Raw genomic sequence first — 21,751 nt, forward strand, 5'->3', positions numbered from 1 at the left:
GGGGGGGGCGGGGCCGGGGGCCCAGGGGGGGGGGACCGGGGGGGGGGGTTCCCCGCGGGGGGGGGTGGGGAGGGTCGGGCGGGGCCGGGCGGTGGGCGGGGTCGTGGGGGGGGGAGGGGTCGGGGACCCGGCCGGCGGGCCGGTCCTGCAGGACGGAGCGCGCAGGCCGTGGCGGGTGGGGGGCGTCGGCGCCGTCCTGCGGGACCGGCTCGCGGGCTGGGTCTCCGACCTCACCACCCTGCACGAGCTGACCGAACGGCTGGCCCGGACGGACCGTCTGGACGCCGCCCTGAAGGAACTGCTGCGCGCCGGTGCCGCCCTCGTGGGCGCCCGGCGCGGTCTCGTCGCGCTGGAACCGGACGACGGGCTGGGCCCCGACACGACCGTCGGCCTGGGCCTGGCCCGCTCCGACCTCGGGCACATCGAGACCGTGCCGCGCGGCGCGCTGCCCCACGGCGCCCTGCTCGACACCGCCGCCGGACGGCCCGGCCGCCGGGGCGAGGTCGTGCGGCCCGACCTGTTCGCGGAGGACGGTCTCGACCCGCGCCACCGCGAGGTGGCCACGCGTCTGGGCTACGCGGCCAGCTACGCGCTGCCCCTGTGCACCGAGGCCGCCGGCCACCTGGGCGCCGCCGTGTGGCTGTACGACGAACCCGCCGAACCGGACGAACGGCGGCGGCACCTGGCCGGCCTCTACACCCGCTTCGCCACCGAGCACCTGGCGCGGCTGCTGGACGGCGAGCGCACGCGCGCGTGCATGGCGACGATGTACGAGGAACTGCTGCCCTCCCGGCTGCCCCGGCTCACCGGCGTCCAGCTCGCCGCCCGGCACCGCACCGGCCCGCGCGGCGGCGGCGACTGGTACGACGCGCTGCCCCTGCCCGACGCCGCGCTCGGCCTCGCGGTCGGCTCGGTCACCGGCTCCGGGCCCGGCGCCGTCGCGGCCATGGGCCGGCTGCGCGCCTCCCTGCGCGCGTACGCCGTGATGGAGGGCGAGGACCCCGTCGCCGTCCTGTCCGACCTGGAGCTGCTGCTGCGGCTGACGGAACCCGCCCGATCGGCCACCGCGCTGTTCGCCTACTGCGAGCCCGCGCTGCGCCGGATCACCCTGGCCGGCGCCGGGCACTGCCCGCCGCTGCTGGTCGGCGAGCGGCGCACGCAGTTCGTGGAGACGTCCGTGTCCGCGCCGCTGGGCATGCTCGCCTGCTGGGAGGCGCCGAGCGTGGAGTTCCAGACGGTCGCGGGCGAAACGGTGCTGCTGTACACCGACGGGCTGCTGCACCGCACCGGTCAGTCCGTCGACCACGCCTTCGCCCGGCTGCACGCGGCCGCGGCGAACGTCCCGCGCGCGATCCGGCACGACCCGGGCGCGGTCGCCGACCACGTGCTGCACGCGCTGCTGCCGGACGGCCTGGACGCGACCGACGGCGCGGAGGACGTCGCGCTGCTGGCGGCGCGGTTCGAGTAACTCCCGGTCCCGTCCTCGCGCAACGCCCGGCCCGGCTTCGCGCAGCCCCCGGCCACGGCTTCCCCAGCGCCGGGTAACAGGCGCCGGCGCCCCTGGCCCCTTCCGTACGACCGTACGATGGGGGGTGGTCCAGTGCCGTATCAAGGAGGAAGACCGTGGCGGAGGAGCTCACCCCGGAGACCCCGGAGACCGAGGCCGAAGAGCCGATCAAGCAGCGCAAGAACGGCCTGTACCCGGGCGTGTCCGACGAGCTCGCCGAGAACATGAAGTCCGGCTGGGCCGACACCGAGCTGCGTGACCTCGCGCCGATCGAGCAGGCGGAGCACACCGCCCGCCGCCGCGCCGCGCTGTCCGCGCGCTTCCCCGGGGAGCGCCTGGTGATCCCCGCGGGCAACCTGAAGACCCGCTCCAACGACACCGAGTACCCCTTCCGGTCCTCGGTCGAGTACGCCTACCTCACCGGCAACCAGACCGAGGACGGCGTCCTCGTCCTGGAGCCCACCGCGGACGGCCACCAGGCGACCCTCTACCTGCTGCCCCGCTCCAACCGGGAGAACGGCGAGTTCTGGCTCGACGGACAGGGCGAGCTGTGGGTCGGCCGCCGGCACTCGCTGACCGAGGCCGAGCTGCTGTACGGCATCCCCGCCTCCGACGTGCGCGAGCTGCCGGAGAAGCTGAAGGCGGCCACCGGCCCGGTCCGCGTGGTGCGCGGCTACGACGCCGGCATCGAGGCGGCCCTGACCGACAAGGTCACCGCCGAGCGCGACGAGGAGCTGCGGGTCTTCCTCTCCGAGATGCGCCTGGTCAAGGACGCCTTCGAGATCGGCGAGCTGCAGAAGGCCGTCGACTCCACCGTGCGCGGCTTCGAGGACGTGGTGAAGGTCCTCGACAAGGCGGAGGCGACCAGCGAGCGCTACGTCGAAGGCACGTTCTTCCTCCGCGCCCGCGTCGAGGGCAACGACGTCGGCTACGGCACCATCGCCGCGGCCGGCCCGCACGCCTGCACCCTGCACTGGGTGCGCAACGACGGCCCGGTCCGCTCCGGCGACCTGCTCCTGCTGGACGCCGGTGTGGAGACGCACACGCTCTACACCGCCGACGTCACGCGCACCCTGCCGGTCAACGGCACGTACAGCGAGATCCAGAAGAAGATCTACGACGCCGTGTACGAGGCCCAGGAGGCCGGTATCGCGGCCGTGAAGCCGGGCGCCAAGTACCGCGACTTCCACGACGCCGCCCAGCGCGTGCTCGCCGAGAAGCTCGTCGAGTGGGGCCTGGTCGAGGGCCCCGTCGAGCGTGTCCTGGAACTCGGCCTGCAGCGCCGCTGGACCCTGCACGGCACCGGGCACATGCTCGGCATGGACGTCCACGACTGCGCCGTCGCGCGCACCGAGACCTACGTCGACGGGACGCTGGAGCCGGGCATGGTCCTCACCGTCGAGCCGGGCCTGTACTTCCAGGCCGACGACCTGACGGTCCCGCAGGAGTACCGCGGCATCGGCGTGCGGATCGAGGACGACATCCTCGTCACCGAGGACGGCAACCGGAACCTGTCCGCCGCGCTGCCGCGCCGGTCGGACGAGGTCGAGTCCTGGATGGCGTCGCTGAAGGGCTGACAGGAGAGGGACGGCCGGGCATCCATGGGTGCCCGGCCCTTCCTGTGCCGACAGGCGCCTTGCCTGTCACCCGGTTTCACGGGAAACGAGCGTGGGGTTCCTGGTTCACGGGAGACGGGCGTTCCCGGTTTCACGGGAAACATCGGATGCGACGGGCTTCACGTGCCCAGGGGGAGGGTTGTCGTGGACGTGGACGGATTCTGGTCAGGGGTGGGGGCGGAACTGCGGCTCCAGCCGGACGCCCCGGACGGGCGCCGCGCCGGTCTGGAGCGGGCCATCAGGGACGCCGTACGGGACGGACGGCTGGCGCCCGGCAGCCGGCTGCCGGCGACCCGGCGCCTGGCCGCCGAACTGGGCATCTCCCGCGGCACGGCGAAGGCGGCCTACGACCAGTTGGTCGCCGAGGGCTACCTGACCGCCCGGCAGGGCTCGGGCACCCAGGTCGCCGCGCTGCCCACCGTCGAGGCCGAGGTGCCCGGAGCGGCGCCACGCGCGGGCGCGCCGCGCTTCGACCTGCGGCCCGGCAGCCCGGACGTGGGCGCGTTCCCGGCGGCCGCCTGGCTGCGGGCGCTGCGCCGCGCCATCGCCACGGCGCCCTCACTGGCGTACGACTACGGTGACCCGCGCGGCCGGATCGAGCTGCGCACCGCGCTGTCGGGCTACCTGGGCCGGGCGCGCGGGGTGCTCGCGCCGCCCGAGCGGATCGTGATCACCTCGGGTTATGTGCAGGGACTCGCGCTGCTCACCCGGGTGCTGGACGGCGCCGCGATGGCCATGGAGGACCCCGGGCCGGCCTTCCACCGCCAGGTGGTGCGGCACAACGGCGGCAGCACGGTGCCGGTACGGGTCGACGAGCGCGGGGTGTGCGCCGACGACCTCGGCGAGGAGCAGGCGGTGGTCGTCACGCCCGCGCACCAGTACCCGACCGGCGTGACCCTGCACCCGCAGCGGCGGCGGGCGTTGACCGACTGGGCCCGCGCCCGCGGCGGACTGATCGTCGAGGACGACTACGACGGCGAGTTCCGCTACGACCGCCAGCCCGTGGGTGCGCTGCAGGGCATGGCGCCGGGACACGTCGTCTACCTGGGGACCGCCTCCAAGACCCTCGGGCCGGCCCTGCGGCTGGGCTGGATGGTGCTGCCGCCGCACCTGGTCGACGCGGTCGCCGACGCCAAGCTGCACAGCGACCACCACACGGAGACCATCGGGCAGCTGGCGCTCGCCGAGCTGATCGACAGCCACGCCTACGACCGGCACGTCCGCGCCTGCCGGCTGCGCTACCGGCGCCGCCGGGACCAGTTGCTGGACCGGCTGGGCTCCCGCCGGGTGCGCGGCATCGCCGCCGGGCTGCACGCCTTGGTCGACGTCCCCGACGAGGCCCGGGTGCTGGCCCGGGCGGAGGCCGAGGGGCTCGCCCTCGGACACCTGGGCGAGCACTGGCACAGCCCGGGCGAGAACCGGCCGCAGGGACTCGTCGTCGGCTACGGCACGCCCCGGGAGCGGGTGTTTCCGCAGGCGCTGGACGTGCTGGCGAAGGTCCTGGACGGGGAGTGAGGGGTGAGCCGGCGCCCCCGCGGCGGCCCGGCCGGCAGCGGCCGGCTGTGTTTCACACCGCCACCAGCGGTGCGTCCTCGCGCCACTTGAGGAGCTTGTCGAAGCTCACCACGGCCCCGCCCCGGCCCGGCTTGTTGCCGATGTGGACGTGGTCGGCGAGTTCCTGGATGAGGCACAGGCCGCGGCCGTGCTCGGCGTCCGCCGGCGCGGCGCGGATCTGCGGGCTGCGCCCGCCGGAGGGGAAACCGGGGCCCGCGTCGGCCACCTCGATGCGGCACATCTCGCCGTCCAGGTAGGCGGTGACGCGGAAGACCTCGGAGGAGTCGCCGTCCCCGCCGTGCTCGACGGCGTTCGCGCAGGCCTCGCTCAGGGCGACGGACAGCTCGTAGGAGATGTCGGGGTCGACGCCCGCGGTCTCCATCGTGCCCAGCAGCAGCCGCCGGGCGAGCGGCACGCTCGCAGCGTCACGCCGCAGATGGAGTGACCACCAGATGCTCATGCTCCAGCCTCCTGGCCGCGGCTCGACATACCGATACGTATTGCCCGGCGTGTCCGGCCGTAAGCACCGCGTTGACGCCGGACCGCCCGATCGGCGGATGCGGCGGCGCCGGAATCGGTGTATGCACGAGCCACCTTTCGCAGAAGGTGCAAGGGGGAACGCGAGGCAGCTGCCAGGGAGGACAACGGCGAAGGCGCCAGGGGGACGCGGAGAGGGCGCCGTAGCGACGCGCAGAAGGGGCCATAGGGACGTACCGCATTTTGCGGACCTGGCGTACGGAGCGCGGCGGCCCAGTGGGATGATGAGGCCGCCATGTCTGCCCCCCACACGCGCACGGCACGTGCCGGACGCGACCTCCGGCTGCTGCGGGCCGCGGTGTTCGCCGCGGTCTGCGTCGTGCTGGCCGCGGCCGGTCACACGCTGGCCTCCTGTGCCACCGTGCCGCTGTGGACGCTGGGCGCGGGCTTCGTGGGGACGCTGCTCGTCGTGGCGCCGCTCGCCGGGCGGGCGCGCTCGCTGCCGGGGATCGCGGCGCTGCTCACGGTCGGGCAGACCGCGCTGCACACGGTGTTCGGGCTCGGGCAGCACGCACCGGGCGGCATGGCCGCCATGGGGTCGATGAACCTGGGCACGGTAGGGGCGACCGGCCGCGCCATGCCGAACGAGTGGCTCGTGGCGCAGGCCGCGCGCTACATGTGCGGCACCACCCCGGCCGCCATCAGCCCGGCCAGGGCCTACCGGATCCTCACCGGCGCCCACCTCTACGCCGGTCCCGCCCCGCACTCCTCCGCGCTCCCCCAACCGGCTCTGCACCACTCGGCGGACGCCCTGTCCGCCGCGGGCACGGCGGCCTCGCTGATGCCGTCCCTGCCCATGCTGCTCGGGCACCTGCTCGCCGCGATCCCCGGGGGCTGGCTGCTGCGCCGGGGCGACCTCGCCCTGCTGCGGCTGATCGAGCTGTCGGCGCACGGAGTGGCCGAGGGCGCCCTCGCACGCTCCCTGCGCGGGGCGCTCGCCCTGGTGCGCGCGCTGTGCGCCGGGCTGCCCGCGGCCCCCGGCACCGGCCCGCGCTTCTCGCGCACCGCCGGCTCCTCGTCCCTGGCGCCCCCCACCACCGCACTCCAGCACACGGTGATCCGCCGCGGCCCGCCGGCCGCCGTCTTCTCCCTGGCTGCCTGACGCGACACGGCCGACCAGCACCCACCGGACTCCCGTGAGCGGGTTCCGTCCGAGGGAGGCGGCCGCCGTCGTGCGGCACGGGTGCGCGCCCGCACATCCAGGCGCGTGCGCGCCGTGCCCGCGTCCGAGAGGCCCGGCCCCTGCGACCGCCTCCCCCGACGCACCGGCAGCCCTTTCCCAACGGAACCCACCGGACATCACCACCCCGGTCGTCCCCCGAACACACCGGGACGGCCGGGCTCCGACCCGGTCGTCCGGCCGGACGACCGGACTCACTCGAAGTGGAGTGCTCCCTGCCATGAAGGCCTTCAAGACCTCTCGGCTCGTCACCGTCGGCGCCCTGAGCGGCACGGCCGTCCTCGCGCTGTCCGTCCCGGCGTTCGCCCACGTCACCGTGCAGCCGGAGGGCACCGCGACCAAGGGCGGCTACGCCGTCGTCGACTTCAAGGTCCCCAACGAGCGCGACAACGCCTCCACCACCAAGGTCGAGGTCAACTTCCCCACCGACCACCCGCTGGCCTCGGTGATGCCGCAGCCGATGAACGGCTGGAAGATCGACATCACCAAGTCCAAGCTGGCCAAGCCCGTGCAGATGCACGGCGAGACGATCTCCGAGGCCGTCACCAAGGTGACCTGGACCGCCGACGGCGACGGCATCGAGCCGGGCTTCTTCCAGAAGTTCCCGGTGTCCGTCGGCCAGCTGCCCGAGGACGCCGACCAGCTCGTCTTCAAGGCGCTGCAGACGTACTCCGACAAGCAGGTCGTCCGCTGGATCGAGGTGCCGCAGAAGGGCCAGGCCGAGCCGGACAACCCGGCGCCGGTGCTGGAGCTGGCCGCGGCCTCCGGCAGTGACGGGAAGGGGGCGTCCGACGACGCCACCCCGGCCGCCGCCCGGAGCGGCACGGCCTCCGCCGCCGCGCAGAACGACACGGACACCACCGCCCGCGTCCTGGGCGTCGTGGGCATCGTCCTCGGCGCCGCGGGCGTGGCCTACGGCGTGTTCGCCGGCCGCCGGCGGACCACCGCCTGACGCTGCTCGTCTTTCGTCCGGGTCGCGCACCGGGGCCGTACGACGCTTGCGTACGACCCCGGTGCGCACCGGAGACCTCACATCTGGGACATTTTTCTATGCGCAAGAAGACGTTCGCGGCGGCCGCGATGCTCGCCGCCGCCACCATGACCCTCACCGCCTGCGGCAGCGGGGACGACAGCGGCAAGCCCGTCGCCGTCGTCTCCGAGGAGACCTCCCACCAGGCGGCGACGGTCCTCGACCAGCCGTTCGAGAAGCCCGACCTGGTGCTCACCGACACCCACGGCAAGAAGTACGACCTCCGTCAGGAGACGGCGGGCCGGCCCACGCTGATCTACTTCGGCTACACCCACTGCCCCGACGTCTGCCCGCTGACCATGAACAACCTCGCGGTCGCCAAGAAGGCCCTGCCCAAGGCCGAGCAGGACAAGCTCCGCGTCGTCTTCGTCACCACCGACCCCGGCCGCGACACCCCCGCCGAACTCGGCAAGTGGCTCAACGGCATCGACCCGCAGTTCATCGGGCTGACCGGCGACTTCGCCACCATCCAGGCCGGGGCCCGCAGCCTGGGGATCGCCATCGAGCCGACCAAGAAGGACAAGAACGGCAAGCTCGTCTCGGTACACGGCACCCAGGTGGTCGCCTTCTCGCCCAAGACGAACCAGGGCTACGTCGTCTACGGCGAGGACGCCACCGTCGACGACTACACCAAGGACCTCCCCAAGATCATCAAGGGGCAGAACCCGTGAGGCGGCCGACCACGGCGGTCCCGCTCGCCGTGACGGCCCTGGCCGGTGCCGTGCTGCTGACCGGGTGCGGCGGGTCCGCCTCCGGCGCGGAGTCCGGCGGGTCCGGGCCCGAGCTGTCCGTCACCTCGCCCTACATACCCGAGCCGGTCTCCGACTCCATGGCCGCCGGTTTCCTGACGATCGAGAACAAGGGAGACGCCGCCGACCAGCTCACCTCGGTCACCAGCGACGCCGCCGGCTCCGTCACCCTGCACCGGACCGACGGCGGGGCGATGGAGCAGGTCGACCGCCTCACCGTCCCCGCCCACGGCCGGCTGGTGTTCCGCAGCGGCGGCAACCACCTGATGTTCGACCGGCTCACCACCAAGCCCGTCCAGGGCCGGACGATCACCGTCGAACTGCACTTCGCCACGTCCGGGGACCTGAAGGTCCGGATGCCGGTGAAGCCGGCCACCTACAACCCCGCGACCGGACACTGAGAAAGGGACCACCTTGACGCGGACCATCGCCCCCCGCGCCCGGACCCTGGTGCTGCTGCTCCTGGCCGCCACCGGCCTGCTCCTGGCCGGCGCCGGTCCGGCCTCGGCGCACGCCGCGCTGACCGGCAGCGACCCCCAGCAGGGGGTGGTGGTCGCCACGGCACCCGCCCAGGTGTCGCTGACCTTCTCCGAGAAGGTCGCCCTGAACGACGACTCGCTGCGCGTCCTCGACCCGCACGGCACGCGCGTGGACGCCGGAAAACCCGCGAACGTCAGCGGGACCACCTACGCCGTGCGGCTGCGCGGCGGCCTCGCCCAGGGCACCTACACCGTCACCTACCAGGTCGTCTCGGCCGACAGCCACCCGGTGGGCGGCGCCTACACCTTCTCCATCGGCGCACCCTCCAAGACCTCGGTCGCCGTCGGCGGTCAGGAGGCCGGCGGCGGAACCGTCGGCGTGCTGTACGGGATCGGTCGGTACGTGTCCTACGCCGGCCTGATCGTCCTGGTCGGTGGGGCCGCCTTCGTCCTGGCCTGCTGGCAGCGCGGGGCCGGCGTGCGGATCGTCCAGCGCACCGTGGTCAGCGGCTGGCTCGCGCTGACCGCCGCCACCCTGGCGCTGCTGCTCCTGCGCGGCTCGTACACCACCTCCGGCAAGCTCGGTGACGTCGTCGACATGGACCTGCTCGGGCAGGTGCTGCAGACCAAGACGGGCGCGGCGCTCGTCTCCCGGCTGCTGCTGCTCGCCGCCGCCGCGCTGTTCGTCGCGGTGCTCTTCGGCGCGTACGAGAAGCGGGCCGAGGAGGAGAAACGGGACCTGACGTTCGGGCTCGCGATCGGCGGCGTCGTGGTCGCCGCCGGACTCGCCGCGAGCTGGGCGATGGCCGAGCACGCCTCGACCGGGCTGCAGCCGGGCATCGCCATGCCGGTCGACGTGATCCACCTGCTCGCCGTCGCCGCCTGGTTCGGCGGGCTCGCCACGCTGCTGATCGCGCTGTACCGGGCGCCCGCCGAGACGCCCGTCCCGGCCGCTGCCGTGCACCGCTTCTCGCGGATCGCCTTCGGGTCGGTCCTGGCGCTCGTCGCCACCGGCACCTACCAGGCCTGGCGCCAGGTGGGCTCCTGGTCCGCATTGACCGGCACCCGCTACGGGCAGCTGCTCCTGGTGAAGATCGGTTTGGTGCTGGTGATGATCGCCCTCGCGTGGTTCTCGCGCCGCTGGACGGGACGGCTGGCGCGGGCGGCGGACGGCGGGGCCCTGACCTCGGCACGGAAGGACGCGGCGCAGGAGCACGACCGGCGGGACACGGACGCCGGCCCGGACACGGCCGGGGTGACGGAGAGCAGCCACGCCGCCGAGACGGCGCAGCAGGCGGACACGGCGGGAGCGGAAGAGGCGGACAGGCCGAAGGCGAAGCAGCCCGCAGGCGTCGGTGGCGGCGCCGCGGCCGCGGACCCGGGCGGGTCGGCCGCCGGAGACGCGCGGCGGGCCGCGCAGCTGGCGCGGCAGCGCGCCGCCGTGGACGCCGCGCGGCGCAAGCGGCTGCGCGACGCCGATCCGAACCGGTTCGGACTGCGCCGCTCCGTGCTCGCGGAGGCGGCCGTCGCCGTCGTGGTGCTCGCCGTCACCACCGTGCTCACGCAGACCGAACCGGCCCGCACCCAGGAGGAGGCCACGGCCGCCACATCGTCCTCCGCGTCCTCCTCGTCGTCCGCGGGGACGGTCACCCTCGACATGCCGTTCGACACCGGTGGCGAGAACGGCAAGGGCGTCGTACGGCTCGACCTCGACCCCGCGCGGGTCGGCGGCAACGAGCTGCACGTGTACGTCGAGCGGCCCGACGGCCGGCCCTTCGACATCCCGGAGATCAAGGTCGCCCTGACCCTGACCTCGAAGAACATCGGGCCGCTGCCGGTGGCGCCCGAGCACATCACCACCGGCCACTGGGCCGCGAGCGGAGTGCAGATCCCCATGGCGGGCGACTGGAAGGTCGCCGTGTCCGTGCGGACCTCCGACATCGACGAGGTGACCGTCACCAAGAACGCGCAGATCGGCTGAGCTCCACCATGACCGACCAGGACCAGACCCTCCCGGAAACCGCCCGCCTCCCCCGGCAGGCCGGCACCGAGAACGTCTCCCCCCGCACCGGCGTGTCCCGACGACGGCTGCTCGGCACCGCCGGCGCCACCGGGCTCGCGCGGGGCGCGGCGGGCGCCGCCGCCGGATACGCGGCGGCCGCACCCGCCGGTGCCGCCCCGCTCACCTCACTCGGTGCGGGCCGCGCAAAGTTTCACGGGAAACATCAGCCCGGCATCACCGACGCCCTCCAGTCCTGCGGCCACCTCATCGCCTTCGACCTGGCGGCCGGCGCGGGCCGCACGGAGGCGGCCGCGCTGCTGCGGCGCTGGTCGACGACGGCCGAGCGGCTGATGGCGGGCGAGCCGGCCCCGCACGGCGACACCGACGTCGCCCGGGACGCCGGGCCCTCGTCGCTGACGATCACGTTCGGCTTCGGGCACAGCTTCTTCGACCGGACCGGCCTGCAGAAGCAACGCCCTGCCGCCCTCGACCCGCTGCCGGACTTCTCCTCCGACCACCTCGACAAAGCCCGCAGCAACGGCGACCTGTGGGTGCAGATCGGCGCCGATGACGCACTGGTCGCCTTCCACGCCCTGCGCGCGATCCAGAAGGACGCGGGCGGCGCCGCCCGCATCCGCTGGCAGATGAACGGCTTCAACCGGTCACCGGGCGCCACCGCGCGCCCCATGACCGCGCGCAACCTGATGGGCCAGATCGACGGCACGGGCAATCCCAAGCCGACCGACTCCGACTTCGCCCAGCGGATCTTCGTGCCCGGTGACGGCACGCCCTCCTGGATGGCGAACGGCTCCTACGCCGTCGTACGCCGCATCCGCATGCTCCTGGACGACTGGGAGAAGCTCTCCCCCGCCCAGCAGGAGAACGTCATCGGGCGCCGCAAGTCCGACGGAGCCCCGCTCACCGGGGGCACCGAGACGACCGAGATGGACCTGGAGAAGACGGACAAGAACGGCGAGTACGTGATCCCGGTCAACGCCCACGCCCGGATCACGCGGCCCGACCAGAACGGCGGTGCCGCCATGCTGCGGCGTCCCTTCTCCTACCACGACGGCTACGACGCCGACGGCACCCCGGACGCGGGCCTGCTGTTCATCTGCTGGCAGGCGGACCCGCTGCGCGGCTTCGTGCCCGTGCAGCGCAAGCTGGACCGCGGGGACGCGCTGTCGCAGTACATCCGGCACGAGGCCAGCGGACTGTTCGCGGTGCCCGGTGGGGCGGCGAAGGGTGAGTACGTGGGGGAGCGGCTGCTGGAGGGATGAGCCGGTCGCCGCACCGCGCGTTCACCCGCGGGAGGGGCGCCCGTGAGACACGTGCGACGCCTCGCTCAGAGGCCATTAGGGTGAGGTCATGCCAGCGAGCTATGCGTATCTCGGTCCCGAGGGCACCTTCACCGAAGTCGCTCTGCGTACGCTTCCCGAGGCGGCCACCCGGGAGTTGGTCCCCTACGTGTCCGTGCAGTCCGCGCTGGACGCGGTGCGCACCGGTGAGGCCGAGGCCGCGTTCGTGCCGATCGAGAACTCCGTCGAGGGCGGCATCACCACCACCCTCGACGAACTGGTCGCGGGCCAGCCGCTGATGATCTACCGCGAGGTGCTGCTGTCGATCACCTTCGCGCTGCTGGTGCGGCCCGGCACGAGCCTGTCGGACATCAAGACGGTCACCGCCCACCCGGCCGCCCAGCCCCAGGTGCGCAACTGGCTCAAGGCGAACCTCCCGGACGCCGTGTGGGAGTCGGCCGCCTCCAACGCGGACGGCGCCCGCCTGGTCCAGGAGGGCCGCTTCGACGCCGCCTTCGCCGGCGAGTTCGCGGCCGAACGGTACGGGCTGCAGGCCCTGGAGACCGGCATCCACGACTTCCCGGAGACCGCGCAGACCCGGTTCGTGCTGGTCGGCCGGCCTGCCCGGCCCGCGGCCCCGAGTGGCGCCGACAAGACCTCCGTGGTGCTGTGGCAGCGGGACGACCACCCGGGCGCGCTGCGCGACCTGCTGGGCGAGTTCGCCAGCCGCGGCATCAACCTCATGTTGCTGCAGTCCCGCCCGACGGGCGCCGGCATCGGCAATTACTGCTTCTGCATCGACGCCGAGGGGCACATCACCGACCGCCGGATGGCCGAGGCCCTGATGGGGCTGAAGCGGATCTGCCTGCAGGTGCGGTTCCTCGGCTCCTATCCGCGCGCGAACGTCTCGGTCGCGGACGTACGGGATCCGTTCCCCGGGACCTCGGACGAGGAGTTCATGGCGGCGGCGGACTGGGTGGCGCGCTGCCAGGACGGCCGTTTCTAGCCGCGTGGGGTTATCCACAGAAGTTATCCACAGGTTCCCTTCTCGACCTGAGGACAAGTCGACATCAGGCAGCATCAAAGGCCGATTCCGTCGACAAATCTCCTTACACCTCCTGGGTGGATCCATGCCCGGACAGGTCACCCTTCGTCCAGTCGTTTCCTCTGATTCATCTTTTGGGGCGACCTCTTTCCACCGAAAGTGGATGCCGGACTGGTTTGAACCGGGAATCTTTCGTTCCGACTTCCCTCCGCCACAACTTCCGGAGTGATCAATTCCGGCGTCCACAGATCTTTCGCACAGCCTGTGGATAACTCTGCGGGAAGTCCGCCGCGCTGTGGACAACCCGGACCCAAGTGCCGCTGGCGACAAGCCGATCCGGCCAACCGCCGCCCAATCGCCGCGCGGTGGCCACCCCCCTCCGGACAGAGGCGAGCCCGCAATGGACACACACCGCAATTCATCCATAACGGTACGTAATGCTCGTTCCGGAATACAGAGTCGTGAGGCGGAACGCGGCACCGGTAGCCTGGACGCGTGATTGACCTTCGTCTGCTCCGTGAGGACCCCGACCGTGCGCGCGCCTCCCAGCGTGCCCGTGGAGAGGACGTCGCGCTCGTCGACGCCCTCCTGTCTGCCGACGAGCGGCGCAGGTCGTCCGGCGTCCGCTTCGACGAGCTGCGCGCCGAGCAGAAGCAGCTCGGCAAGCTCATCCCCAAGGCCACCGGCGAGGAGAAGGCCGAGCTGCTGAAGAAGGCGAGCCAGCTGGCCGCCGACGTCAAGGAGGCCGACGCCGCACGCGACGCGGCCGACGCCGAGACCCAGGAGCTGCTGCTCCAGCTCGGCAACCTCGTCCACCCCGACGTGCCCGTCGGCGGCGAGGAGGACTTCGTCACGCTGGAGACCCACGGCACCATCCGCGACTTCGCCGCCGAGGGCTTCGAGCCCAAGGACCACCTGGAGCTGGGCCAGCTGCTCGGCGCGATCGACGTGGAGCGCGGCGCGAAGGTCTCCGGCTCGCGCTTCTACTTCCTCACCGGCGTCGGCGCCCTGCTGGAGCTGGCCCTGGTGAACGCCGCGCTGGCGCAGGCCACGGCGGCCGGCTTCACGCCGATGCTGACCCCGGCGCTGGTCCGCCCGCAGTCGATGGCCGGCACCGGCTTCCTCGGCCAGGCCGCCCAGGACGTCTACCACCTCGACAAGGACGATCTGTACCTGGTCGGCACCTCCGAGGTGCCCCTGGCGGCGTACCACATGGACGAGATCATCGACGCGGACCGGCTGCCCCTGCGCTACGCGGGCTTCTCGCCGTGCTTCCGCCGCGAGGCCGGCTCGCACGGCAAGGACACCCGCGGCATCTTCCGCGTGCACCAGTTCGACAAGGTCGAGATGTTCTCCTACGTCACGCCCGAGGAGTCGCAGGAGGAGCACCGGCGGCTGCTGGAGTGGGAGAAGCAGTGGCTGACCTCGCTGGAGCTGCCGTTCCGCGTCATCGACGTGGCCTCCGGTGACCTCGGCGCCTCGGCCGCGCGCAAGTTCGACTGCGAGGCGTGGATCCCGACCCAGGGCAAGTACCGCGAGCTGACCTCGACCTCGGACTGCACCGAGTTCCAGTCCCGCCGGCTGCAGATCCGCGTCCGCGACGGCAAGCAGGTCCGCCCGCTGGCCACGCTCAACGGCACGCTGTGCGCCGTCCCGCGCACCATCGTCGCGATCCTGGAGAACCACCAGCAGGCCGACGGCTCCGTCCGGGTCCCCGAGGTGCTGCGCCCCTACCTGGGAGGCCGTGAGGTCCTGGAGCCGGTCGCCAAGTGACCGGATTCCCGTACCGGCTGATCGCCACCGATCTCGACGGAACACTGCTGCGCTCCGACCAGTCGATCTCGCAGCGCACCCGTGACGCGCTCGCCGCGGCCACCGCGGCGGGCGCCGCGCACATCGTCGTCACCGGCCGCGCGGTCCCCTGGACCCGGCCCATCCTGGACGACCTCGGCTACGACGGCCTCGCCGTCTGCGGCCAGGGCGCCCAGGTGTACGACGCCGGCTCCCACCGCCTGCTGACCTCGGTCACCCTGGACCGGCAGCTTGCGGGCGTGGCCCTGGCCAAGATCGAGGCCGAGGTGGGTCCGCTGTACCTGGCGGCCAGCCGGGACGGTCTGGACGGCGAGGTGCTGGTGGGCCCGGGCTACGCGGTCACCGGCAAGCTGCCCGCCACTCCGTTCACGGCCGCCTCCGACCTTTGGACGGCGCCCCTGAACAAGATCTACATACAGCATCCGACGATGGGCGACGACGAGCTGGCGGAGGCGGCCCGGCAGACCGCCGGCGGCTTCGTCACGGTGGCCATGGCGGGCGAGGGCGTCGTGGAACTGCTCCCGCTCGGCCTGTCCAAGGCCACGGGCCTGTCCCTGGCGGCCCGTCGGCTGGGCCTGAAGGCCGCCGACACGATCGCCTTCGGCGACATGCCCAACGACGTCCCGATGTTCGCCTGGGCGGCCCGCGGCGTGGCCATGGCCAACGCCCACGCGGAACTGAGGGCGGTGGCCGACGAGATCACGTCCTCCAACGAGGAGGACGGGATCGCGGTCGTCCTGGAGCGGCTGCTCGGCTAGAGCCGCCGCGTCAGGGCAGGTAGCGGGCCAGGGCCAGGTCCGTCGCGGCGTCACCGGCGGCCACGATCCTGCCGTCGGACCGCAGCGCCACCTCATGAGCACTCGAGAAGTCGCCCGCCGAGAAGTGCGTGATCAGCCGGCCGTCGCCGCTGAAGGTGGGGTCCGGGTCGCTCGTGCTTCGGTCCGATCCAGGCCCGAAGCCCGGGGGGCTCGGCCACCGCGCGCGGCCGAGCCCCCGTGGCAACGGCTGGGTGGGCGGCCCACGCGAGAGCGACATCGCGTGCTCGAAGCGGCCGCCCCGGGCAGTCCCCGCGGCTCCACGGAGGGGTGGCGCATCACTCCGGAGCCGGCCTCGGGCCGCCCTGTCGGGAGGGGGGCGTACTGCCGTGCATGGGCGTCGCCCACCTCCGCTCCCAGTCGGTGACGCCGGGACGATCCCGGCGTTTGGGGCACAACCACTGTGCCCTGCCACGACATCGGACGCCACCGAATAAAACGAACAGACGGGTGACCGCCAGCGGTGGCACCGGCTGCGGCACCGCCCGCCCAGTGGGCCCGGGCGAGACGAAGCCCCCGTCAAAGCCGGGAGCCCGTCACTCCTCGCCCGCCAGCGTCAGCGACCGCAGCTTCTGCCCGGCGTACCAGGTGGCCAGGACGGTGACCGCCACCAGCAGCACGGTGGCCGTCGGCAGCCCCACCTCGGAGGTCACCAGATCGCCTCCGGCCATCTTGTGGGCCACGGCCAGCGACCACTGTTGGACGCTCAGCGTGCGCGCGCCCGGCACCAGGGAGCCGAACAGCGCCTCCCAGACCAGCGCGTAGACCAGCCCGAAGACCACCGCGTGCCGGGACACCGTGCCCAGCAGCAGGAACAACGCCGAGTAGGCGATGGAGGAGACGAGCGCGGCGACCGTGTAGGCGACGGCGATCTGCTGGCCGTTGCCGTTCAGGATCAGACCGGCGATCAGGGTCGGCACCGCCGAGAAGACCATGGTCACGGCGACGGCGACGATCAGCTTGGTGAAGATGATCGTGGGCCGCTTGAGCGGCTTGGACAGCAGGTAGACGACGGAACCGTCGTCGATCTCCGGACCGATCGCGCCGGTGCCGGCGATCACGCCGATGATCGGCACCATGGTGGCGAGCGCGAAGCCGCCCAGGACGTTCACCGCGGTCTGGTCGTCGGCGCCGGTCAGGGCGCGGACGACGAGTGCGATGACGACGAGCAGCAGCGGCAGCGCGCCGAGGACGAGGGCCCGGCGGCGGCCGAGCAGGGCCCGGTAGGTGAGCCGGGCGACGGTGGGGTCGTACATCTTCGGCCTCCTACGCCGCGACCAGATACGAGAAGACGGACTCGAGGGACTCGTCGGACGGCGAGACCGTGTGCAGCCGGATGCCGTGGTCCCGGGCCACCTTGGGCAGCAGGGCCGTGAAGCGGCCGAAGTCCACGGCCTGGATGCGCAGGGCGCCCTCGACCTGGTCGACCTCGATGCCGGACGTGGAGGGGTCGGCGATGAGCGCGGCCGCCAGGGCCCGGTCGTCGCTGGAGCGGACCAGATAGCGGTGCGGACGGTCGGTCATCAGGCGGCGGATCCTGCGGAAGTCGCCGCTGGCCGCGTGCCGTCCGGCGACGACGACCTCGATGTGCCAGGCGAGCTGTTCGACCTCCTCCAGGATGTGGGAGGAGAACAGCACCGTGCGTCCCTCGTCGCCCATGCGGCGCAGCAGGTCCATCAGCTGCATGCGCTGGCGCGGGTCCATGCCGTTGAACGGCTCGTCCAGCAGGAGCAGGGAGGGTTCGTGCACGAGCGCGCTCGCCATCTTCACGCGCTGGCGCATGCCCTTGGAGTACGTGGAGATCTTCCGGTCCTGGGCGTACTCCATCTCCACCGTGGCCAGCGCCTTCTGGGCCTCCTTCGCGCCCAGGCCGTGCAGTTCGGCGTTGGCGAGGACGAATTCGCGGCCGGTGAGGAAGTCGTACATCGCCTCCCGCTCGGGCACGATGCCGATGTGGCGGTAGATCTGCTCGTTGCGCCACACCGGCTGCCCGTCGAGGGTGACGGTGCCCGTGGAGGGGGCCAGGAAGCCGCCCATCATGTTGATCAGCGTCGACTTTCCGGCGCCGTTGGGGCCGAGCAGTCCGGTGACGCCGGGCCCGATGCTCATGGTGACGTCGTTGACGGCGACCACGTTGCCGAACCAGCGGGAGACGTGGTCGATGGAGAGCGTGCTCATGGGCGCAGCCCCTTCTTCGGAAGGGTGGTGGCGGACGACGGGGCGGGGGTGGTCATCACAGGCCCACCTTCCTGTAGCGGCGCAGCAGCAGGCCATAGGCGGCGGCGACCAGGCCCGCGACGACCAGGACGTGGACGATGCCGGCTCCGGTGCCCGGAGCGACGCCTCCGGGGGCCGCGGAGGTCGCGCCCAGGAAGGCGCTCTGTACGCCGTCGATCAGGGTGATCGGTGAGAACAGGCCGATCCAGGGGATGGCGCCGGAGGAGTCCTGGACGTCGGCGATGGCCTGGAGGGTGGAGACCGCGCCGTAGGAGATGACGAGGACGGCGATCACGGCTGCGATGCCGAAGCCGCGGCGCGGGGTGACGGCGGCGATGACCAGGCCGATGCCGGCGAAGAGCAGTGAGAGCAGAGCCACGGAGACGAGTCCTTCGGCGAATCCCTTGGTCTGGTCGGCGAAGTCCAGCTTGGCCAGCAGCGCGCCCACGTAGAGCACGAGCAGCGGCGCGGCGGTCAGGATGAACAGGGCCGAGGCGAGGGCCGCGTACTTGGCGCGCACGTAGTCCGCGGTCTCGATGGGCCGGGAGAAGTACAGCGGCACGGTCTTGAAGCGCAGGTCGCGCGAGACGGCCTGGGGCGCCTGCGAGGCGACGTACAGGCTGATGACGGCCTGCATGATGATCGCGTAGCGGGTGTAGTCGACGGGCAGGTCCTTGGCCTTGGTGGCGACCGCGACGGCGACCATGATGGCCGCGGGCACGCACATCACCACGAACAGCAGCATCGGCAGGACCTTGGACTTCGCCGAGCGGCCGAGGCCGTAGGCGCCGCGCAGGGACTGCGAGTACAGCGACCGGCGGGCGTAGGCGCGGCCGAGCCGGGGGCCGTCGTAGGACCGGTAGCCGATGTTGTGGATGCGCGTCTGGTCACCCGTCGAGGTGACCGGTGTGGGCAGGGGCCGCTCAACCGCCATGGCCGACCGCCTCCTTCCGCTGTCCGTCGCGTTCGTCGCCGTGCTGTTCGCCGTTGCGGAAGACCTCGGAGATGTGGTGGCGGCGCTGTTCCATGCGCACCAGGCCGAGTCCGAGGTCCGCGATCACGTCCCGCACCAGGTCGTAGGTCTCCTCGCCCTGTGCGGTCAGGAGCAGGACGTGGCCGGCGCCCGGCAGCCCGGTGCCGTCCTCGGTGGGCACCCCGCGCGCGTGGAGCGCGTCGCGCACCGCGCGGGTGCCGTCCGGGTGCTCGTCGCTGTCGGTGACCTCGACGGCGAGGGTGGTCGTGGTCTGGGTGAAGTCGGTGGTCGAGCTGGAGCGCAGCAGCTTGCCGCCGTCGATGACGACGACGTGGTCGCAGGTGCGCTCCAGTTCGCCGAGCAGGTGGGAGGTGACCAGCACGGAGATGCCGAAATCGCTGTGCACGCGGCGGATCAGGCCGAGCATCTCGTCCCGGCCGACCGGGTCGAGGCCGTTGGTCGGCTCGTCGAGGAAGACCAGCTGCGGGTCGTGCACCAGGGCCTGCGCGAGCTTGACGCGCTGCTTCATGCCGGTGGAGTAGCCGCCGATGGGGCGGTAGCGCTCCTCGTACAGGCCGACGTGGCGCAGGGTGTCCGCGGTGCGCTCGCGCGCGGCGGTGGGCGGCAGGCCGGACATGCGCGCCATGTGGACGACGAACTCGGTGGCCGAGACGTCGGGCGGCAGGCAGTCGTGCTCCGGCATGTAGCCGACGCGCTCGCGGATGGCGGCGCCCTCGGTGGCGACGTCGTGGCCGAGCACCTCGGCGCGGCCCTCCGTGGCGGGGGACAGGCCCAGCAGGATCTTGATGAGGGTGGATTTGCCGGCGCCGTTGGCGCCCACAAGTCCGGTCACACCGGCTCCGATGTCCACGGACAGCCGGTCGAGCGCGGTCACCCGGGGGAACCGCTTGCTCAGGCTTTCGGTCGCGATCACAGTCACGTCTTCGACGGTAGTGACGCGCGCCACGCCAGTCGTCAGACCGCAGAGCCGTTTCGGGGTCCGTCTCGAGTATTACGGGGTCCCTAGGGGACAGGCTCCCAAGTAGCACGGGAGGGGGTGGAGACGTCTCCACCCGCCCTATTGACGCGCAGTCTAACTACTGCGACAGTCGCCCGAGTCGCCGCTGACCGCGGCGCCGGGCCGGAGGAGGGTGACGCGCGTGACGCCGTTGCAGGGGGCGCGGGAGCGCCGGGTGCACACCGGCGAAGTGGAGCTGTGCGTGGCCGAGCTGGGGGACCCGCAGCGGCCGACGGTCGTGCTCGTGCACGGCTACCCGGACAGCAAGGAGGTGTGGTCCGAGGTCGCCGCGCGCCTCGCCGACCGCTTCCACGTGGTGCTCTACGACGTCCGGGGCCACGGCCGCTCCACGGCGCCGCGACCGCTGCGCGGCGGGTTCACCCTCGACAAGCTCACCGACGACTTCCTGGCCGTGGCGGACGCGGTCAGCCCCGGCAAGCCGGTGCACCTGGTGGGGCACGACTGGGGATCGGTGCAGTCCTGGGAGTTCGTCACCGTTGGGCGCACCGCGGGCCGGATCGCCTCCTTCACCTCCATCTCGGGGCCGTCGCTCGACCACTTCGGCCACTGGATCCACAGCCGCCTCAAGCGGCCCACACCGCGCCGGGTGGGCCAGCTCCTCGGACAGGGCGCGAAGTCCTGGTACGTGTACCTCCTGCACACACCCGCCCTGCCGGAACTGGCCTGGCGCGGCCCGCTCGGCAGGTCCTGGCCGGCGCTTCTGCGGCGCGTCGAGAAGCTGCCCGGCGGCGACTACCCGACCTCGTCCCTGCCGCGCGACGCGGCACACGGCGCCTGGCTGTACCGGGACAACACCCGGCCCCGGCTGCGCAGGCCGCGCGCGGACGCCCACGCGCACGCGCCCGTGCAGCTCATCACCCCGTTGGAAGACGCCTTCCTGTCGGAACGGCTCTACGACGACCTGGAGCAGTGGGTTCCGCAACTGGTGCGCCGTACGCTGCCGGCCAAGCACTGGGTCCCGCGCACCCGCCCCGACCGCCTGGCGGACTGGATCACCGAGTTCGTGACCGCGACCGAGAGCGGACGCCCCGAGTGCGCCCCCACCGGGAAGTACGCCGACCGCTTCGCCGGGCAGCTGGTGCTGGTGACCGGCGCCGGCAGTGGCATCGGCCGGGCGACCGCGCTGGCCTTCGCCGGGTCCGGGGCACGTGTGGTGGTCGTGGACCGCGACGCCGAGGGCGCCGCCCGCACCGCCGGACTGGCCCGGTCGCAGGGCGCGCCGGCCTCCTGGGCGGAGACGGTGGACGTCTCCGACGAGCAGGCGATGGAGAAGCTCGCCGAGAAGGTCGCGGCCGAGTACGGCGTGGTGGACGTGCTGGTGAACAACGCGGGCATCGGCCTGTCCGGCTCGTTCTTCGACCACACGACCGAGGACTGGAGGAAGGTCCTCGACGTCAATCTGTGGGGTGTGATCCACGGCTGCCGGCTCTTCGGGCGGCAGATGGCCGGGCGCGGGCAGGGCGGCCACATCGTCACCATCGCCTCGGCGGCCGCCTACCAGCCCTCCAGGCTGTTGCCCGCCTACAGCACCTCCAAGGCGGCCGTGCTGATGCTCAGCGAGTGCCTGCGCGCGGAACTGGCCGGGCAGGGGATCGGCGTCACCGCGGTCTGTCCCGGCTTCGTCAACACCGGCATCACCGCGACGGCGCGCTTCGCCGGCGTCGACGCGGAGGAGGAGAGGCGCCGGCAGAAGCGCGCGGCCCGCCTGTACGGGCTGCGCAACTACCCGCCGGAGAAGGTGGCCCAGGCCGTCCTGCGTGCCGTCGTCCGCGACGACGCGGTGGTGCCGGTGACAGTCGAGGCCCGCCTCTTCCACGCCATGTCCCGCTTCACCCCGCGTGCCCTGCGCAGGCTGGCGCGCGTGCAGCCACGGCTGTGAGGAACGCCCCGGACCGGCG

The 21,751-nt window shown here is 72.7% G+C and carries 19 protein-coding genes; 13 read left to right on the forward strand and 6 right to left on the reverse strand.

Annotated features, from left to right (window positions below; genetic code table 11):
- Positions 1–175 precede the first annotated feature (175 nt).
- The 3 genes from GV126_RS17380 (at position 176) to pdxR (ending at position 4,638) form a co-directional block, all read left to right on the forward strand.
- Positions 176–1,468, forward strand: coding sequence for a PP2C family protein-serine/threonine phosphatase (locus GV126_RS17380; RefSeq protein ID WP_236570037.1), 1,293 nt, complete (start codon positions 176–178; stop codon positions 1,466–1,468).
- Between the two features lie 155 nt (positions 1,469–1,623).
- Complete coding sequence (locus tag GV126_RS17385) at positions 1,624–3,084, forward strand: aminopeptidase P family protein (RefSeq protein WP_159667579.1); 1,461 nt, start codon at positions 1,624–1,626, stop codon at positions 3,082–3,084.
- 189 nt (positions 3,085–3,273) lie between these two features.
- Positions 3,274–4,638 carry a MocR-like pyridoxine biosynthesis transcription factor PdxR gene (gene pdxR, locus GV126_RS17390; RefSeq protein ID WP_159673843.1) on the forward strand — a complete coding sequence of 455 codons (1,365 nt, stop codon included), beginning with the start codon at positions 3,274–3,276 and terminating at the stop codon, positions 4,636–4,638.
- A 52-nt stretch (positions 4,639–4,690) separates the two neighbouring features.
- Here the strand turns inward: pdxR and GV126_RS17395 are convergent, their stop codons facing one another.
- Complete coding sequence (locus tag GV126_RS17395; RefSeq protein WP_159667582.1) at positions 4,691–5,137, reverse strand: ATP-binding protein; 447 nt, start codon at positions 5,135–5,137, stop codon at positions 4,691–4,693.
- 312 nt (positions 5,138–5,449) lie between these two features.
- Between GV126_RS17395 and GV126_RS17400 the strand changes: the two genes are divergently transcribed.
- The 9 genes from GV126_RS17400 (at position 5,450) to GV126_RS17440 (ending at position 15,567) form a co-directional block, all read left to right on the forward strand.
- Entirely contained in the window at positions 5,450–6,316 is an 867-nt protein-coding gene (locus GV126_RS17400) for a hypothetical protein (RefSeq protein WP_159667585.1), read from the forward strand.
- A gap of 298 nt (positions 6,317–6,614) precedes the next feature.
- Entirely contained in the window at positions 6,615–7,346 is a 732-nt protein-coding gene (locus GV126_RS17405; protein WP_159667588.1) for a YcnI family copper-binding membrane protein, read from the forward strand.
- A 98-nt stretch (positions 7,347–7,444) separates the two neighbouring features.
- A complete protein-coding gene (locus GV126_RS17410) occupies positions 7,445–8,095 on the forward strand; it encodes an SCO family protein (protein ID WP_159667592.1) in 651 nt (216 codons plus the stop codon).
- Positions 8,092–8,574 (forward strand): copper chaperone PCu(A)C, encoded by a 483-nt coding sequence (locus GV126_RS17415; RefSeq protein WP_159667595.1) that lies wholly within the window; start codon positions 8,092–8,094, stop codon positions 8,572–8,574. Before GV126_RS17410 ends, GV126_RS17415 begins: the two co-directional genes overlap by 4 nt.
- A gap of 13 nt (positions 8,575–8,587) precedes the next feature.
- A complete protein-coding gene (locus GV126_RS17420; RefSeq protein ID WP_159667598.1) occupies positions 8,588–10,633 on the forward strand; it encodes a copper resistance CopC/CopD family protein in 2,046 nt (681 codons plus the stop codon).
- A gap of 8 nt (positions 10,634–10,641) precedes the next feature.
- Positions 10,642–11,934, forward strand: coding sequence for an iron uptake transporter deferrochelatase/peroxidase subunit (efeB, locus tag GV126_RS17425; RefSeq protein ID WP_159667601.1), 1,293 nt, complete (start codon positions 10,642–10,644; stop codon positions 11,932–11,934).
- Positions 11,935–12,022: 88 nt separating this feature from the next.
- On the forward strand, positions 12,023–12,958 hold the full coding sequence (gene pheA, locus GV126_RS17430; RefSeq protein WP_159667604.1) for a prephenate dehydratase: 936 nt from the start codon (positions 12,023–12,025) through the stop codon (positions 12,956–12,958).
- A 534-nt stretch (positions 12,959–13,492) separates the two neighbouring features.
- On the forward strand, positions 13,493–14,770 hold the full coding sequence (serS, locus tag GV126_RS17435; RefSeq protein WP_159667607.1) for a serine--tRNA ligase: 1,278 nt from the start codon (positions 13,493–13,495) through the stop codon (positions 14,768–14,770).
- Positions 14,767–15,567: an HAD family hydrolase gene (locus GV126_RS17440; RefSeq protein WP_159667610.1), complete on the forward strand. Its 801-nt coding sequence runs from the start codon at positions 14,767–14,769 to the stop codon at positions 15,565–15,567. The genes serS and GV126_RS17440 overlap by 4 nt, the downstream gene beginning before the upstream one ends.
- A gap of 10 nt (positions 15,568–15,577) precedes the next feature.
- Here the strand turns inward: GV126_RS17440 and GV126_RS17445 are convergent, their stop codons facing one another.
- From GV126_RS17445 to GV126_RS17465, 5 genes are all read right to left on the reverse strand, one after another.
- On the reverse strand, positions 15,578–15,844 hold the full coding sequence (locus GV126_RS17445; RefSeq protein ID WP_159667613.1) for a hypothetical protein: 267 nt from the start codon (positions 15,842–15,844) through the stop codon (positions 15,578–15,580).
- A 316-nt stretch (positions 15,845–16,160) separates the two neighbouring features.
- On the reverse strand, positions 16,161–16,880 hold the full coding sequence (locus GV126_RS17450; RefSeq protein ID WP_159667616.1) for an ABC transporter permease subunit: 720 nt from the start codon (positions 16,878–16,880) through the stop codon (positions 16,161–16,163).
- Positions 16,881–16,890: 10 nt separating this feature from the next.
- Entirely contained in the window at positions 16,891–17,802 is a 912-nt protein-coding gene (locus GV126_RS17455) for an ABC transporter ATP-binding protein (protein ID WP_159667619.1), read from the reverse strand.
- 55 nt (positions 17,803–17,857) lie between these two features.
- On the reverse strand, positions 17,858–18,775 hold the full coding sequence (locus GV126_RS17460) for an ABC transporter permease (RefSeq protein WP_159667622.1): 918 nt from the start codon (positions 18,773–18,775) through the stop codon (positions 17,858–17,860).
- A complete protein-coding gene (locus GV126_RS17465; protein WP_159673845.1) occupies positions 18,765–19,748 on the reverse strand; it encodes an ABC transporter ATP-binding protein in 984 nt (327 codons plus the stop codon). The genes GV126_RS17460 and GV126_RS17465 overlap by 11 nt, the downstream gene beginning before the upstream one ends.
- A gap of 226 nt (positions 19,749–19,974) precedes the next feature.
- Between GV126_RS17465 and GV126_RS17470 the strand changes: the two genes are divergently transcribed.
- Positions 19,975–21,732, forward strand: a complete 1,758-nt coding sequence (locus GV126_RS17470; protein ID WP_159667625.1) for an SDR family oxidoreductase — start codon at positions 19,975–19,977, stop codon at positions 21,730–21,732.
- The last annotated feature ends 19 nt before the right edge of the window (positions 21,733–21,751 follow it).

The sequence above is a fragment of the Streptomyces mexicanus genome (assembly GCF_902506575.1).
GTDB lineage: Bacteria > Actinomycetota > Actinomycetes > Streptomycetales > Streptomycetaceae > Streptomyces > Streptomyces mexicanus.